Source organism: Candidatus Binatia bacterium (assembly GCA_036563615.1).
GTDB lineage: Bacteria > Desulfobacterota > Binatia > UBA12015 > UBA12015 > DATCMB01.
Window position 1 is genome coordinate 238,900 of the sequence record DATCMB010000016.1, and the last position, 15,317, is coordinate 254,216.

The 15,317-nt window shown below is 71.8% G+C and carries 15 protein-coding genes; 3 read left to right on the forward strand and 12 right to left on the reverse strand.

The window, feature by feature from the left end; translation table 11 throughout:
• Positions 1–403 precede the first annotated feature (403 nt).
• Entirely contained in the window at positions 404–2,326 is a 1,923-nt protein-coding gene (locus tag VIS07_13770) for a matrixin family metalloprotease (GenBank protein ID HEY8516573.1), read from the forward strand.
• Between the two features lie 292 nt (positions 2,327–2,618).
• On the opposite strand, the gene VIS07_13775 is transcribed toward VIS07_13770, so the two are convergent.
• Genes VIS07_13775 through VIS07_13795 form a run of 5 tightly spaced genes read right to left on the reverse strand, consistent with a single transcriptional unit; the run spans position 2,619 to position 5,324 of the window.
• A complete protein-coding gene (locus tag VIS07_13775) occupies positions 2,619–3,038 on the reverse strand; it encodes a secondary thiamine-phosphate synthase enzyme YjbQ (GenBank protein ID HEY8516574.1) in 420 nt (139 codons plus the stop codon).
• The gene (gene thpR, locus VIS07_13780) at positions 3,035–3,586 is read right to left on the reverse strand and encodes an RNA 2',3'-cyclic phosphodiesterase (GenBank protein HEY8516575.1); all 552 of its coding nucleotides are present in this window, start codon (positions 3,584–3,586) and stop codon (positions 3,035–3,037) included. The genes VIS07_13775 and thpR overlap by 4 nt, the downstream gene beginning before the upstream one ends.
• 22 nt (positions 3,587–3,608) lie before the next feature.
• Entirely contained in the window at positions 3,609–4,229 is a 621-nt protein-coding gene (locus tag VIS07_13785; GenBank protein ID HEY8516576.1) for a CoA pyrophosphatase, read from the reverse strand.
• Positions 4,226–4,525 (reverse strand): HNH endonuclease, encoded by a 300-nt coding sequence (locus tag VIS07_13790; GenBank protein ID HEY8516577.1) that lies wholly within the window; start codon positions 4,523–4,525, stop codon positions 4,226–4,228. Before VIS07_13790 ends, VIS07_13785 begins: the two co-directional genes overlap by 4 nt.
• Before the next feature lie 19 nt (positions 4,526–4,544).
• Positions 4,545–5,324, reverse strand: coding sequence for a type II CAAX endopeptidase family protein (locus tag VIS07_13795; GenBank protein ID HEY8516578.1), 780 nt, complete (start codon positions 5,322–5,324; stop codon positions 4,545–4,547).
• 45 nt (positions 5,325–5,369) lie between these two features.
• Between VIS07_13795 and VIS07_13800 the strand changes: the two genes are divergently transcribed.
• Complete coding sequence (locus tag VIS07_13800) at positions 5,370–6,542, forward strand: patatin-like phospholipase family protein (GenBank protein HEY8516579.1); 1,173 nt, start codon at positions 5,370–5,372, stop codon at positions 6,540–6,542.
• Positions 6,543–6,560: 18 nt separating this feature from the next.
• Here the strand turns inward: VIS07_13800 and VIS07_13805 are convergent, their stop codons facing one another.
• Positions 6,561–7,232 carry an RNA polymerase sigma factor gene (locus tag VIS07_13805; protein ID HEY8516580.1) on the reverse strand — a complete coding sequence of 224 codons (672 nt, stop codon included), beginning with the start codon at positions 7,230–7,232 and terminating at the stop codon, positions 6,561–6,563.
• Between the two features lie 251 nt (positions 7,233–7,483).
• Between VIS07_13805 and VIS07_13810 the strand changes: the two genes are divergently transcribed.
• A complete protein-coding gene (locus VIS07_13810) occupies positions 7,484–8,731 on the forward strand; it encodes a hypothetical protein (GenBank protein HEY8516581.1) in 1,248 nt (415 codons plus the stop codon).
• Between the two features lie 16 nt (positions 8,732–8,747).
• Here the strand turns inward: VIS07_13810 and arsS are convergent, their stop codons facing one another.
• The 6 genes from arsS to VIS07_13840 form a co-directional block, all read right to left on the reverse strand.
• A complete protein-coding gene (arsS, locus tag VIS07_13815; GenBank protein ID HEY8516582.1) occupies positions 8,748–9,755 on the reverse strand; it encodes an arsenosugar biosynthesis radical SAM (seleno)protein ArsS in 1,008 nt (335 codons plus the stop codon).
• A 117-nt stretch (positions 9,756–9,872) separates the two neighbouring features.
• Positions 9,873–11,492, reverse strand: a complete 1,620-nt coding sequence (locus VIS07_13820) for a class I adenylate-forming enzyme family protein (GenBank protein HEY8516583.1) — start codon at positions 11,490–11,492, stop codon at positions 9,873–9,875.
• On the reverse strand, positions 11,489–12,091 hold the full coding sequence (locus VIS07_13825; GenBank protein HEY8516584.1) for a DUF4340 domain-containing protein: 603 nt from the start codon (positions 12,089–12,091) through the stop codon (positions 11,489–11,491). The genes VIS07_13820 and VIS07_13825 overlap by 4 nt, the downstream gene beginning before the upstream one ends.
• 17 nt (positions 12,092–12,108) lie before the next feature.
• A complete protein-coding gene (locus VIS07_13830; GenBank protein HEY8516585.1) occupies positions 12,109–13,470 on the reverse strand; it encodes a GldG family protein in 1,362 nt (453 codons plus the stop codon).
• 31 nt (positions 13,471–13,501) lie between these two features.
• The gene (locus tag VIS07_13835; GenBank protein ID HEY8516586.1) at positions 13,502–14,239 is read right to left on the reverse strand and encodes an ABC transporter permease subunit; all 738 of its coding nucleotides are present in this window, start codon (positions 14,237–14,239) and stop codon (positions 13,502–13,504) included.
• Entirely contained in the window at positions 14,236–15,186 is a 951-nt protein-coding gene (locus VIS07_13840) for an ABC transporter ATP-binding protein (protein HEY8516587.1), read from the reverse strand. Before VIS07_13840 ends, VIS07_13835 begins: the two co-directional genes overlap by 4 nt.
• Between the last annotated feature and the right edge of the window lie 131 nt (positions 15,187–15,317).

Consider the following 15,317-nt stretch of genomic DNA (forward strand, 5'->3'; position numbering starts at 1 on the left):
GTCGTCGCGTCGTGACCCGCTGCCGAAGCTTCTGTGCCAGTGGGCGCGCCGCGGTGTCGTCGCGTTTGTGACCCGCTGCCGAAGCTTGCGTGCAGGTGGGCGCGTCGCGGTGGGGCCGGGTCCGGCGCCGCCGCACCGCGTTCACCGGCACAGGACGCTCACCGACGGACGCAGGCGACGACGACGGCGCCAGGACGGTGCGACGGCGCGCGCGTCGCGTCACGCCGCCGTACACCACGTCGTCGCCGCGTCACGATCTCGACGCGTGATCGCCGCGCGCGCACCGGAGCACCCACGTCCGCACGGCCCGTTGCGGGCGTCGCGCGCGGCACACGCCGTGCATCGCCCGCCGCGCGCGTCCGGTCCGCCGGACGCGACACGCGACGCGGGAGGTGCGCACGACATGGTTCTTTCCCGATCCCTTCTCCTCGTGCTCGCGGCGTGCGCGACGCTCGTCGCGGCTTCCGTCCGCGACGCGCGCGCCGGCAGGGCAAGCTCCTCCTCGCCCACCCTGCCGCCTGCCTTGTGCTTCGCGCCGGGAACCGACCCCGCGCTGGTCGAGGATTACGCTCGCGCGTTCGCCATCGGACCGTCGCTCGGCGCGCGCCGCAGCTCCGACCTCGCCGGCCCCGCCGCGCAGTACCAGGACGGCTGGCGCTGGACGAGGACCGCGACCAACGGCTCCGGCCTCAAGCAGGGCGACCCGACGACGATCACCTGGAGCATCGTCCCCGACGGCACGCCGATCGAGGGGACGGCGGGCGAGCCGTCCGCGCCGAGCAACCTGCGCGCGTTCCTGAACTCGATCTACGGCAGCGAGACCGTCTGGCTGCCGATCTTCCACGAGGTGTTCGCGCGCTGGGGCGAGCTCACCGGCATCACCTACGTGTACCAGCCGACCGACGACGGCGTCCCGCTGTTCTACTACGAAGGCGTGCTCGGCGTGCGCGGCGACGTGCGGATCGGCGGTCACCGGATCGACGGCAACGGCAACGTCCTCGCCTACAACTTCTATCCGAACAACGGCGACATGGTGCTCGACACCGCCGACGCGTTCTTCGCCAACACCAGCAACAACTCGCTGCGGCTGCGGAACACCATCGCGCACGAGCACGGCCACGGCCTCGGCCTGCGGCACAACTGCCCCATCAACGAGACGAAGCTGATGGAGCCGTACTTGACGCTTGCGTTCGACGGACCGCAGCACGACGACGTGCTCGGCGCGAACCGCGCGTACGGCGACGATCTCGAGCACAACGACCACACGGGCAGCAGCTCCGACCTCGGCGCGCTGAGCAACGGCACGGTGACCGTGCGCGGTCTCAGCGCCGACGACGACACGGACGTCGACTACTTCCAGTTCCGCGTCGGGCCGGGGAAGAAGGCGACGGTCAAGGTCACGCCGGTCGGCATGGCGTACCCGCAAGCGACGCAGGCCCCGTCGGGCTCCTGCAATCCTTGGGCGCTCTACAACTCGCTCACGCAGAACGACCTCGCCGTGCAGCTCCTCGGCGCCGGGGGTCAGAGCGTGCTCGGCACCGCGAACGCCGAGCCGGCTGGTCGGGCGGAGACGCTCGCGAACGTCGCGCTGCCGGGCGCCGGGACATACTTCGTGCGCGTGCTGCCCGGGCCGAACGACGTCGCCCAGCTCTATGATCTGAGCTTGACGATCGCCGACGTCGCGCCGCTGCCCGACAAGATCTTCGGCGACGAGTTCGAGAGCCCGTCGCTCGCCGGGTGGAGCCTCGCCAGGACGGGCAACGGCAAGCTCTTCCCGTCGACGGCCGCGGCGATGTTCGGCGCCCGCGGCCTCGAGGCGGTAGTCGACGTCCCGAAGCGCCTCTTCCTCCAGGACGACACGCCGAACGCCGAGTCGCGCTACCGCGTGCGCTTCTGGTTCGATCCGAACGGCTTCGTCCCGGGCCCCAACAAGAGGAAGGTGCAGATCCTGCAGCTCTTCAGCCGCGAGCCGAAGAAGAAGAGGATCGTCTCCGTGTTCGTCCGCCGGACGGCGAACGGCTACCAGATCAACGCGAAGGTCCGCCGCGACGGCGCCGGGATGGTCGGCACGGGCTGGCGCGCGTTCAGCGACGCGCCGCACGCGATCGAGCTGGATTGGAAGAAGTCGGCGTCGCCGGAGGCGGGCGACGGGCACCTGCAGCTGTGGATCGATGGTACGTCGGTCGGGCTGCTGTCCGGCCTCGACAACGCGGCGCACTTCGTCGACTTCGTGCGCTTCGGTCTGCCTGCGGTACGCGCGACGACGTCGGGGCGGGTGTACTTCGATCGCTTCGAGTCGCGGCGCGCGTCGTACATCGGGCCGTGAGGGGCGCCGCGCGCCGTGTCGGTGGGCGCGGCGCGCGGTCGTCGCGTTTGTGACCCGCTGGCCGAGGCTTCTGTGCCAGTGGGCGCGTCGCGGTGGGGCCGGGTCCGGCCCCGCCGCAGCGCGCCCACCGGCACAGACTCCCAGGAACGGATGCACGCGCCGACACCCCGATCGTTCGCACCGGCACGAACGTCGACCGTCGAGCGACGCACGGTGCCGACGAGCAAAACGTGCAGCGAGAGCGCCCTCGCTCCGACGGCGAACTGCGGCAACGCGCGCGGCGGCGCGCGCGTCACTCGCCGATGATTTTCACGAGCACGCGCTTCTTCCGCCGCCCGTCGAACTCGCCGTAGAAGATCTGCTCCCACGGGCCCAGGTCGAGCGCGCCGTCGGTGATCGCGACGACCACCTCCCGACCCATGATCTGGCGCTTCAAGTGCGCGTCCGCGTTGTCCTCGCCCGTGTCGTTGTGCCGGTACTGCGACGTCGGCGCGTGCGGCGCGAGCTGCTCGAGCCAGCGCTCGTAGTCCTGGTGCAGCCCCGGCTCGTCGTCGTTGATGAACACCGACGCCGTGATGTGCATCGCGTTCACCAGCACGAGCCCCTCGCGCACGCCGCTCGCGCGCACCTCCGCCTCGACCTGCTTCGTGATGTTCACGAAGCCACGCCGCGAGGGGACGTTGAACCACAGCTCCTTGCGGTGACTCTTCACGCCGCCCCCGTGTCGTCGAGCGGATACACCGCCTCCGAGCGGTGCACCGCGCGCTTCGCCGAGAGCCGGCTCGAGTAAAGATGAAACTCCTCGACGCGGAACGGCTCCGCGCGGAACAGACCGTGCATCGCCATGAAGCTCCCCACCGCGCGCTCGGGCGTGTTCTTGAGCCGCGCGATCGTCACGTGCGGCGAGAACTTCCGCCGCTCGGGCTCGAGGCCGACGCGCACGAGCGCGCTCTCGACCTTGTCGTGCAGCGCCTTGAGCTCCGGGCTGCGCTCGAGCCCCGCCCACAGCACGCGCGGCTCGCCGCGCGGCGGGAAGTGGCCGACGCCGCGCAGCGTGAGCTCGAACGGCGCGAGCCGGACCTCGCCGAGCGCGTCCATGACGTCGCGGAACACGACGCCGTCGACCTCGCCGATGAAGCGCACCGTCAAGTGCATCTCGTCGGGCTCGAGCCAGCGCGCGCCCGGCACGTCGCCGGACAGACGCGCGAGCGCCTGCTTCTGCGGCTCGGGAATCTCGACGCAGACGAACAGACGGTACACGGACGACCTTCCTCGCAGCTCCTCAGCGCGTGCCCGGCGCGTGCGGCTCGACGCCGACGCCGTCGAGCACCTCGAGGAAGCCGCACAGGATGCGGTAGGTCAAACCCCACACCGTCTTGCCGCGGTAGAGGAAGGCCGGGAAGTCCGCCTCGAAGCCGTCGCGCGACAGGTGCGTCGAGCCCTTGTAGCGGTCGTCGCGGAAGATCCGCATCGGCACCCACAGCGCGTCCGCGACCTCGCTCGTGTCGGGCGTCGGCGGACGCACCTCGTCGAGGAAGAACACGAACGGCGTGATCACCATGTCGAGGTCGCGCCCGCGCGCCTGCGCCTGGATCTCGTCGAGCGGCGCGATGAGTCGACCGTCGCGCACGAGATCGATGCCGACCTCCTCGCGCGTCTCGCGGATCGCCGTGCGCTCGAGCGACGCGTCGGTCGCGTCGTGTCGACCGCCGGGGAACGCCATGTGCCCCGACCACGGATCGAGCGGGTGCTTGGCGCGCTCGATCATCAGCGTCCAGAGCTCGCCGTCGGACGGCGCGATCACCATCGCGACCGCGGCGCGCATCACCGGGTCGAGGTCGACGACGCGAGGCTTGCGGTTGCGGATCCGCTCCTCGATCAGCGGCAGATCACGCGGCGTCATCGGCTTGCGTCCGGCTCCCACTCGAACGGCAAGCTGTGCTTCTTCGCGTCGTTGCAGGCCTTGCAGGCCGGCACCACGTTGCCCCGCGTCGAGCGCCCGCCGCGGATGATCGGCACGAGATGGTCCATGGTCAGCGCGCGCGCGCCGACGTTTGCGCCGCAGTAGTGGCAGATCCCGCTCGCGCGCCGCCGCTTCCACCACTGGCTCTCGCGCAGCTCGCGTGCCTTCGCCCGCTCGCGACGGACGTGCGCCTCGTCGACCTCGACCAGGAACGGCGCTCTGGGGAATTCTGCCACGGTCCGAATCTTCGCACGCTCACGCCGCTTCGACCACCGCGGGCAGGACGACGAAGAGCTGGATCGCGTCGAACACGGCGTGCGCGACGATGCACGGCACGACGTCGCCGCGCGCGCTGAACACGCGGCCGATCACCAGCGAGACGACGAACACGCCGACCAGCATCAGCGGCAGGCCGTAGCTCGCGTGGCTCGCGGTGAACAGCAGGCTCGAGACCAGCAGCCCCGTGCGCGCCTGCAGGAACGAGCGGAAGAAGAGCTCCTCGAAGATGCCCGCCGACAGCACGAGCGCGAGGCGCTGCGGCACCGACAGCCCGACGATCGTCCGCACCACGCCGGGGATCTCCTCCTGCTCGGCGACCGCCGCGCCCTCTCCTCCGACCAGACCGACCAGCGTGCCGACGACCGCCATCGCGAGCATCGTCACCGCCCAGCCGGCGAAGCCCGCCGCCACGCCGCGACGGATCGCGCGCAGCGGATTCTCCGTGCGCACGTGCAGGAAGCGCAGCAGCGGCCGGAAGCCGGCGAGCATCCACCACACGACGAGGAAGCCGAGCAGCAGCGCGTGGCCGAGGAAGAGCGCGGGGAAGTCGACGTGCTCGAGGCGCTCGGTTGGAACCGGCTCGCCGATGCGGGTCGCCGGCATGACCACCGTCAGCGCCAGCGTGACCGTCAGCGCGGCGTACGCGAGGAAGCGACGCGCCGGGCTCGGGAACTCCTCGACGACGAGGCGCGGCCAGGAGGTGCGCGACGTCAAGCCGATGGTCGCGACCGCCGATAGGATGAGGGCGCCGAGCATGCTCATTGGCGCGCTTGGAACCGTTCAGGCATAAGGCAGTCGCGCATGTCGACGATAACACGCAATTCCGACTCGGGCGGCAAGCTCGGCCTCGTGCTCTCCGGCGGCGGCGCGCGAGGCCCCTTGCAGGTCGGCGTCTACGAGCGCCTGTTGCGTGACTCTCGCTTCGCCGACGGCCCGCAGGTGCTGAGCGGCACCTCCGCGGGCGCGCTCAACGCCGCCATGATCTCCGCCGGCTTCACGCCGAGCGAGATGATGGACTTCTGGTACGGCCTCGCCGACGACCCACCGGTCGTCGCGAGCGCGCGCTTCTTCCGCACGCTCGCCCAGACGCTGCTCAAGATCGCGGCGCGCGAGCTCCTCGACGTGCCCCGCCGGCTGCCGCGCGACACGATCCGCTTCCTGCAGCGCGCGCGCTACTACTGGCCGCCGCAGCTCGGCTCGCTCGCGGCGCTGGTCACCGACTACTTCCTGACCAGCCGCTTCGACCTGGTGAGCGAGATCCTCGAGGGCATCGAGGAGCCGTTCCTGGTCGACACGGGACGCCTGCGCGATCGCCTGGTGAAGCTGTTCGGCGGAACGCGCGTACCGAGCAAGCGGCGGCTCGCGATCAACGCGGTCGACATCCACACCGGACGCGTCGTGCGCTACGTCACCGGACCGGTGCCGGCGGTGCCGGCGTCGGAGTACGTCGTGGTGCCGGCGATCAGCGTCGACATGCTGGTCGCGAGCGCGAGCATCCCGCTGCTGTTCAGCCCGGTGCCGATCGGCACGCGGCTGCTGTGGGACGGGGGGCTGCTGGTCAACACGCCGCTCGCGCCGGCGGTCGCGCTCGGCGCGGATCAGATCATCACGGTGCTGGTCACCGAGCAGCACCGCACCGGCAGCCTGCGCCGCTTCGGCCGCGCCGTCGAGCGCACCGCGGACTCGTTCCTCGAGAACGCGTACAACGTCGACCGCATGCTGCTGCTCGAGCGCAACCGTCTCGCGCGGATGGACGGCAGCCCGTACCGCGAGGTCAAGCTCTACGAGGCGCTGCGTCCGGCGCACGACCGCGCGGTGTTCAGCGCGGGCTCGTACCTGAACTTCCAGCGCCCGACGATGGCCGCGATGTACCGCGCCGGTCAGCGCGCCGCGACCGACTGGCTCGCGCAGGGTCCGCCGATCGACCGCCTCGACGCGCGTCAGAACGTGACGCGCAGCGCGCGCACCGGCTGATTCGCCGACGCGTTCCGTTCACGCGGCGACGCGCGCGAGGACCGCGGCGACCACGGCGTCGCAGCGCTCGTTGCCGAAGCCGAAGCACTCGCGCAGCCGGAGCCCGAAGCGCGTCTCGATGTCGCGCCGCAGGAGCTCGCGCGCGCGGTGCAGCCGCGTGCGCACCGTCTCCTCCGGGACGTCCTGGCACTCCGCGGTCTCGGCCGTGCTGAGCCCCTCGACGGCGCGCAGCACGAACGTCGTGCGGTAGACCTCGGGCAGCTCGCCGATCGCGCTCTCGAGCGCGCGGCGCAGCTCGACGTCGATCGACTGCTGCTCCGCGCTGCATGCGACGTCGGGGAGCGCGTCGCCGGCGTCGGTGGCGTCGAAGGTGCGGCGACGCAGACGGTCGCGCTCGATCGCATGGTTCAGCACGATGCGCGTGAGCCAGGTCGAGAAGCGCGCCCGTCCCGCGAACGAGGCGAGGTTGGCGTACGCGCGCACCCACGCCTCCTGCATCGCATCCTCCGCCTCGTGGTCGTCGCGCAGCACGGCGCGCGCGGCGCGGTAGACGCGCTGGTTGTAGCGGCGCATCAGGACCTCGAAGAGCCGGACGTCGCCGGCCAGCACGCGCTCGACGACCTCCTCGTCGGCGAGCGCCGCCGCGGACGCCAACGTGTCCCCCGCCGACGTCGGTCGGGTGTCGAGCATGAACGCTCCTCGCATCTGGACCTCCGCAGCCATTCGACGGCGCGGCTCACGAAACGTTCCCGCGGGAACGTTCCGGCGCCCCGGCGCTCTCATGGCCAGGAGGCAACGTCATGGGAGAGCATACTCGATCGCGCCTTCGCGCGCGCTGGGTTGAGGCCGTCTTGCTCGCCACCGTACCCTTGGTGTTCGTGGCGCTGGTCGGATTGTCCGGCGCCGCGGGGCCGATTCGCATCCCGCACGGTGGCGGGGCGCTGCCGGGGCGCGGCGGCCCGCGCGCCGACCCGGTGCTCGAGAACGCCGCGGCGCTGATCGCCGAGGGCCGGCGCACGTTCCGCGAGGACACCTTCGGCGACGAGCAGTTCTGGGGCGGCACGCTGCGCCTGCACGAGGCGATCGCCGGCGCCGCGCACGGCGGCGTCGGACCGGGCGTGAGCCCGCGCGCAGCGCTCGGCGTCGGGCTCAAGGTCGACGCCGAGGCGCTGCCGCCGCAACTTCGTGCGCGGCTGCGCCGCGGCGAGCTCGACCTCGACGATCCGGCGACGACGCTCGCGCTGCTCGAGCTCGACGCGGTGGTCGGCGTCAAGGGCTTCTTCGACGGGGCCGGAAACCTGAGCTCGCTCGGCATCCAGTGCGCGTTCTGCCACTCGACGGTCGACGACGCGCTGGCGCCCGGCATCGGCAAGCGCCTCGACGGCTGGGCGAACCGCGACCTGAACGTCGGCGCGATCATCGACCTGTCGCCCGACCTCTCGCCGATCGCCGCGCTGCTGCAGGTCGACGAGGCGACGGTGCGCACCGTCCTGCGCTCGTGGGGACCGGGCAAGTTCGACGCGTCGCTGCTGCTCGACGGTCGCGCGCTGCGTCCCGACGGCACGCCGGCCGCGACGCTCATCCCGCCCGCCTACGGCCTCGCCGGCGTCAACCTGCACACCTTCACCGGCTGGGGCGGCGTGAGCCACTGGAACGCGCTGGTCGCGAACGTCGAGATGCAGGGCCAGGGGAGGTTCTTCGACCCGCGGCTCGACGACGCCGAGCAGTTCCCGGTCGCGGCGCGCGCCGGCTTCGGCCACCTGCGCGCCGACGTCGACCGGATCACGCCGAAGCTCCCGGCGCTGCAGCTCTACCAGCTCTCGCTGCCGACGCCCGTGCCGCCGCCCGGCAGCTTCGACGCCGAAGCCGCGGCGCGCGGCGAGGAGCTGTTCAGCGGTCGCGCGCGCTGCGCGACCTGCCACGTGCCGCCGCTCTTCACCGAGCCCGGCTGGAACATGCACACCGCCGAGGAGATCGGCATCGACGACTTCCAGGCGAGCCGCTCACCCGACCGGCGCTACCGCACCACACCGCTGCGCGGGCTCTGGGCGCACGCCAAGGGTGGCTTCTACCACGACGGACGCTTCGCGACGCTCGCCGACGTCGTGCGCCACTACGACGCTCACTTCGCGCTCGGCTTGACGGAGCAGGAGATCGCCGACCTGGTCGAGTACCTGAAGTCGCTGTGAGGTCGCGGTGACGCCGTCAAGCCAAAGCGCCGCCGCAGCTCGAGCCAGCCCCGGCCGTGCAGCCGAAGCAGTGCGGCCCGGTGACGATCTCGCGTCCGGCGAGCGCCGCGAGCCGCTCGACGTCCCAGATGGTCCGTACGGGCGCGTCCCAGGCGAGCTCGAGCATCTGGTTGAAGTCGCAGTCGTAGAGCCGGCCGTCGTAGCCGACCGAGACCAGCGTCCGGCACATGAGGCCGTCGACGGTCTGCGGGTTGAAGTGATTGACGAGCAGCGACAGGTATTCCGCGAGCTTGCCCTGGCGCTCGAGGTCGTGCGCGAAGCGCTTGATCGGCATGTTGGTGATCGTCAGCAGCCGGCGGAACTCGATGCCGTGGCGCTCGCGGAGCTGCTCGCGGTACTGCTCCTCGAGCGTCGCCTGCGCGGGCGGCAGGAAGGCGCCGACCGGGTTGTAGACCAGGTCGAGCGGCAGCCGGTCGTTGCGCCCGTAGCCGAGCGCGTTCAGGCGGTGCAGCGCGGCGATGCTCTGCGCGTAGACGCCGCGCCCGCGCTGGCGGTCGACGTTGTCCTCGGCGTAGCACGGCAGCGAGGCGACGATCTCGACGCCGTGCTCGGCGAGGAACTCCGCCGTGTCCTCCTGGCCCGGCTGCAGGAGCACCGTCAGGTTGCAGCGGTCGATCACGCGGCGTCCGAGAGCGCGCGCGCCGCGCACCAGATCGCGGAAGGCCGGGTTCAGCTCCGGCGCGCCGCCGGTCACGTCGACCAGCTCGACCTCGGGGCTCGCCGCGAGCAGCGTCAGGACGCGCTCCACGGTGCGCGCGTCCATCTGCTCGGTGCGCTTCGGCCCGGCGTCGACGTGGCAGTGGTGACACGCCTGGTTGCAGCGCTTGCCGACGTTGACCTGCAGCGTGGTCACCGCGGCGCGCGCGAGCCGCCCGAAGCCCGAGCGGCCGAGCGCGTCGTCGAACGAGGGCGTGGGCGTCCCGTGCGCGTCCGCGATCGACGGTGTCGAGGCGACGTCCTGCACGCCGTCATGGTGCCGTCTGCCGCGGCGCCGCGCCAGCCCCACGGCGCCGAAGCGCGAGCCCCGTCGCGCGGCGGCGCGGTGTATGCACCCCGCGCCGCTTCCGCTGCGCGACGCGCGCTACGACGCCGCGCTCTGCGCGCGCGCCGCGAGCGCCGTCTTGTCGACCTTCATCCCCGGCGTCAGCGGCAGCTCCGCGCACACCACCACGCGGTCGGGGACCTTGTAGTCGGCGATGTGACGCGCGACGAAGGCGCGCACCTCGTCCGCGTCGGGCGGCGTCGCCGGGTCACGAGGCACGATGAACGCGACGCCGCGCTCGCCGAGCACCGGGTCCGGCACGCCGACCACCGCGGCCTGCGCGATCGCCGGGTGCTCGCCGAGCACCGCCTCGACCTCGACCGGGTACACGTTGTAGCCGCCGCGGATGTACATCTCCTTCTTGCGGCCGACGAGCCGCAGGTAGCCCTGCTCGTCGAGCACGCCGAGGTCGCCGGTGTAGAAGAAGCCGTCGGCGTCGAGCACCTCGGCGGTCGCCTCCGGCTGCTTCCAGTAGCCGCGCATCACCGCCGGCGAGCGGATCGCCACCTCGCCGACCTCGCCCGGCGGCAGCGGCCGGCGCGCGTCGTCGACCACGCGCAGCTCGACGATCGAGCTCGCATGGCCGACCGTGGTCGCGAGCTGCTCCTCGGTGTCGCCCGGGCGCGAGCCCGTGCCGACGGCGGTCTCGGTGCACGAGTAGCGCGTGACGAGCTCGATCTTGAGCCGCTCGCGGATCTGACGCACGAGCTCCGGCGTGAACGGCGCGCCGCCGATCGCCCCCGTGCGCAGCGACGACAGGTCGAAGCGCTCGAGCTCCGGGTCCATCAGGATCAGGCTGTACTGCGCCGGGACGCCGCCGATGTAGCTGACGCGCTCGCGCTCGATGGTCTCGAGCACGGTGCGCGCCTTGAACGACTCGAGCAGCACCGTGGTCTGCGCGCCCGAGATGTTGGCGACGATCTTGGTCATGAAGCCGACGTGCGAGAACGGCGTGCCGGTCGCGAGCGCGCGCTCGCCGTACTCCTGCAGCAGCTCGTGCCGCGTCTCGCGGACCGCGTCGAGGTTGGCGTAGGTGAAGGTGGCGCCCTTCGGACGTCCGGTGGTGCCGCTCGTGTAGACGAGCGCCACGACGTCGTCCGGTGAGAGCTCGACGTGCGGCGGACGGCGCGTGGGATCGTCGCCCTCGAGCGCCGCGAAGGGCGCCAGCGCCGGCACGCGCACCGACGGGTCGCGGCTGCACGAGCAGGCGTCGATCTGCTCGACGTCGCCGTCGACGACGAAGACGTGCTCGAGCGTCGGGATGCGCGCGCCGAGCCGACGCGCGAGCGACGCGAGCTCGCGCTCGCCGTGCCGCGCGATCGCGACCACGGCGCGCGCGCCGCTGTCGCGCAGGATGAACTCGATCTCGCCGTCGCCGAAGCGCGGGTTGATGCCGGTCGTGATGACGCCGATCTTCGCCGCCGCGAGGTAGCACAGCGCGTACTCGACCCGCGGCGGCAGCAGGAGCGCGAGCACGTCGCCCTTGCGCATCCCGAGCTCGGCGAGCCCGGCGGCGAGCGCGTCCGAGCGCCGGTCCCAGCCGGCGTACGTCAAGCGCAAAGGCGGACCGTCGGGATCGGCCGGGTTGCGGTAGACGAAGGCGTCGCGATCGCCGTCCACGCGCGCGATCTCGCGCAGCCAGTCGCCGAGAAGCTTCACGCGTCACCTCCGACCTGCGTCTCTTGCAGCGCGCGCAGCCGGTAGAGCGCCGCCGCGATGTCGTTGAACACCAGCGTGCCGACCTGCAGCACGTCGCTCGACGGCAGGACGCGCGCGTAGAGCGCCGCCGTGCTCGTCGTGAGCTGTCCGATCTGCAGCGTGCGCTCCTCGCCCGACTCGAGCTGCAGGACGATCGTCGCCTGCGGATCCTCGAGGCCGAAGTCGCGCAGCGCGCCCGCCTGCAACGGGAAGCGGTCGATCTCCGGCAGGGTGACGATCTCGCGCACCAGCGTGTCGAGCGTCTGGTCGATCTCCGCCTGCGAGGGCGGAGTGAGCCCGGCTGCGTCTTCGGCGTCGGCGCGCGCGTTGCGCACCGCGAGCACCTCCCAGTGGCCGTTCGTCCGCCGCGCGACGATCGCGCCCTGCCAGCTCCGCACGTCGATCGCGCGCACCGCGCTCGGCGCGAAGTCGAACACGGCCTTCACCTCGGCGGACGGCGGCGGCGGTGGCGGCGGCGCCATCCGCCAGGCGATCCAGGTCGCGAGCGCGGACGCCGCGATCACCGCGAGCGCAACGAGGCTCTGCCGTCCGGGCGTCACCCGCTCCCCTCCTCCGCTCAGCGACGTCGGCGGCGGCCGATCACCACCACCAGCCCGACCAGCAGCACGAGCGCCGGCTGCGCGACGACCGTGACGGCGAAGATCACGCGCGCGAGCTCGTCCGACACGTAGAGCGGCGACATCGGCCCGAGCTGCGTCTGCTGCATCTGCGGCCGCGCACCCTGCGCGCGCTCCTGCACGAGCCAGCCGACGGTGTTGACCAGCAGATCCTTGTTGCCGAGCAGCGACAGGAAGGAGTCGCTCGCGAAGTCGGCGTCGCCGATCACCGCGAGGCGTCCCACCACGCCCGGCTCGCTTCCGATCACCGCGACGCCCATCACGCCGATCGGCCCGGGGCGGTCGCGGCTCTCGTCGAACGTCACCTCGCCGGCGCGCGTGCGCGACGCGTCCTGCGCGGCGAAGCTCTCGTTCGCCGAGCGCGCGACGATCGTCGCCGGGCCGCCGCCGTCGTCGCGCGCGTCGCCGGTGAGCGACACCGAGCGCGCGCGACCGAGCACCGACGGCACGTCCATCGTCCGCGTCGCCTCGTGGTCGCGGTAGTACGGCACGACCACGTTCGTGCCGTCGCTGCCGTAGACGCGGTTCGCGCGGTCGATGACGACGTCGTCGCCGAGCCGGAGGCCCCAGCGCGCGACCCACTCCTCGAGCCGCGGCAGCCGCACGGGATCGACCATCACGAGGACCGCGCCGCCGCGCTGCAGGTACGTCGTCAGCGCTTCGAGCTCGCTCTCGACCAGGTCGAGCTCCGGCCCGGCGAGGATCACGGCGCTCGCGTCCGCCGGCACCTCGCGCAGGTCGAGCAGGCCGAGCGTCTCGACGACGTAGCCTTCGGTGCGCAGCACCTGCGCCGCGCGTCCGAGGTTCTCGTCCTTGCCCGGCGCGATCTCGCGCTCGCGGTGTCCGGTGACGAAGTACAGGACGCGCGGCTTCTCGTGCAGGATGCGCGCGATGCCGCCGATCAGGGCCTCCTCGTTGCCCGCGCCGGTGACGATCTCGCGCCCCTCGTAGCGCAGCACGGCACGGTCGTAGTGATCGACGCGGTGCTCCTTCGCGCGGCCGGGATTGCGGTCGAGGTCGATCAGCTCGTAGCTGCACATGCGGCAGTGGTCGCGCACCATCTCGAGCAGGTCGTGCGCGCGCTGCCGCTCGCCGCGCTCGTAGTAGTACTCGATGCGCAGCGGCGCCTTGACCTCCTCGAGCACGGACAGCGAGTACGGCGACAGCGACAGCCGCTGGGTCAGCGTCAAGTCGAAGCGGCGGTTCGCGAGCTCGGCGAACGACTGCACGGCCACCGCGACCGACAGCACCGCCGCGAGCGACAGCGCGAACGCGATCCAGTGCGCGAGACGCTTGCTCAAGCCTCGCCCCGCCCTCCGCGACGCGTCTTCCTCACCGCACGCCCCGCCAGCGCCGCGAGCCGAGCGCGAGCACCGTCCAAGTGAGGAAGACGATGCTGAACAGGATCAGGAAGGTGACGTCGCGCGTGTCGATGCCGCCGCGCGAGAAGGTGTAGAAGCGGTCGAACAGCGACAGCGGTTGCAGCACGGTCAGCACCGGCGCGCCGACCGCGGCCTGGTTCCAGGTCATCATCCAGAACAGCAGCAGCAGCGTGAAGGTGACCGCGGCCGCGAGCACCTGGCTGTCGGTGAGCGACGACACCAGAGTGCCGCAGGCGAGGAACGCCGCGCCGAGCAGGAACAGCCCGACGTACCCGGCGACGAGCGCTCCGAACGCGATCGGCGCGTGCGCCGGCAGCAGCAGCAACGGGTAGACCAGCGTCGGCAGCAGCATCAGGCCGAGGACGATCAGCGACGCGAAGTATTTGCCGAGCACGATCTCGACGTCGCGCAGCGGGTACGTCCACAAGAGCTCGAGCGTCCCGAGCCGTCGCTCCTCGGCGAAGAGCCGCATGGTGAGCAGCGGCAGCAGCGTCAGCATGATCTGCCGCATGTCGTGGAGCTGGAACTGCCAGAGGCCGCGCGCGACGTCGAAGCCGCCGCTCAGCAGGAAGAACGAGAGGTTCGAGTAGAAGTAGAAGCCCGTCACCGCGAGGAACAGCGTGATGACGACGTAGGCGAGCAGCGAGCTGAAGTACGTCACCAGCTCCTTGCGCAGCACCGCGATCATGCCGCGTTCGACTCCCCCGCGCGCGAGCCCGGACCGTCGACGCGCACCAGGCGCAGGAAGATCTCCTCGAGCGACAGCGACTCGCGCGTCAATTCCAGAATGACGAAGCCGCGCGCCGTGACCGCGCGCGACACCTCGCGGATGGTCGCCTCGTCGTTCGCGTGGAAGCGCCAGCGTCCGTCGCCGTCCTCGAGGTCGCGCACGCCCGGTACGGCGGCGATGGTCTCGCGCACGTCCGACGCAGGTCCGTCGGCGCGCAGCCAGACGCGCACCGCGCCCTCGATGCGTCGCGCGAGGCCTTCCGGCGTGTCCTCCGCGACGACCCGTCCGCGGTTGATGATCACCACCCGCTGCGCGACCTGGCTCACCTCCGACAGGATGTGGCTCGAGAAGACGATCGTGCGCTGGCCGCGCAGGCTCTTCACGAGCTCGCGGATGCCGGTCACCTGCTCGGGGTCGAGGCCGGAGGTCGCCTCGTCGAGGATCAGCACCTGCGGGTCGCCGAGCAGCGCCTGCGCGATGCCGACGCGCTGGCGGAAGCCCTTGCTGAGCTTGCCGACGAGCCGCCGCCGCACCTCGCCGAGGCCACAGGCGCGCAGCACGCGCTCGATCTCGGAGCGCTGCGCGCCGCGCGGCAGACGCTTCGCGCGCGCGACGAACGCGAGGTAGCCCTCGACGCTCATCTCCGGGTAGTACGGCGCGTTCTCCGGGAAGTAGCCGACCAGGCGGCGCGCCGCGCTCGGCTCGCGCTGCACGTCGTACCCCGCGACGCGCACCGTGCCGCGCGTCGGCGGGAAGATGCCCGCGATGACACGCATGGTGGTCGTCTTGCCGGCGCCGTTCGGGCCGAGGAAGCCGACGCACTCGCCGGCCTCGACGGTGAAGCTCACGTCCTCGACGGCGGTGAAGTCGCCAAACTCCTTGGTGAGGTGGGCTACCTCGATCATCGCGGTGCTGCCGGGTCTCCCTGCACCCGACGGGTCGGACGTGGGCGCGCCCCGATCGTCGACAGGGTGGCCGCGCGCATCGAGGCAGCGTTATTCCGTTCGGCAGCGACGGGCAAGCGGCGCGCCGGCAC

Coding starts and splice junctions, on each gene's coding strand:
- VIS07_13770 (HEY8516573.1), top strand. CDS start 404: ATGGTTCTTTCCCGATCCCTTCTCCTCGTGCTCGCGGCGTGCGCGACG.
- VIS07_13785 (HEY8516576.1), bottom strand. CDS start 4,229: ATGACGCCGCGTGATCTGCCGCTGATCGAGGAGCGGATCCGCAACCGC.
- VIS07_13795 (HEY8516578.1), bottom strand. CDS start 5,324: ATGCTCGGCGCCCTCATCCTATCGGCGGTCGCGACCATCGGCTTGACG.
- VIS07_13800 (HEY8516579.1), top strand. CDS start 5,370: ATGTCGACGATAACACGCAATTCCGACTCGGGCGGCAAGCTCGGCCTC.
- VIS07_13805 (HEY8516580.1), bottom strand. CDS start 7,232: ATGCTCGACACCCGACCGACGTCGGCGGGGGACACGTTGGCGTCCGCG.
- VIS07_13835 (HEY8516586.1), bottom strand. CDS start 14,239: ATGATCGCGGTGCTGCGCAAGGAGCTGGTGACGTACTTCAGCTCGCTG.
- VIS07_13840 (HEY8516587.1), bottom strand. CDS start 15,186: ATGATCGAGGTAGCCCACCTCACCAAGGAGTTTGGCGACTTCACCGCC.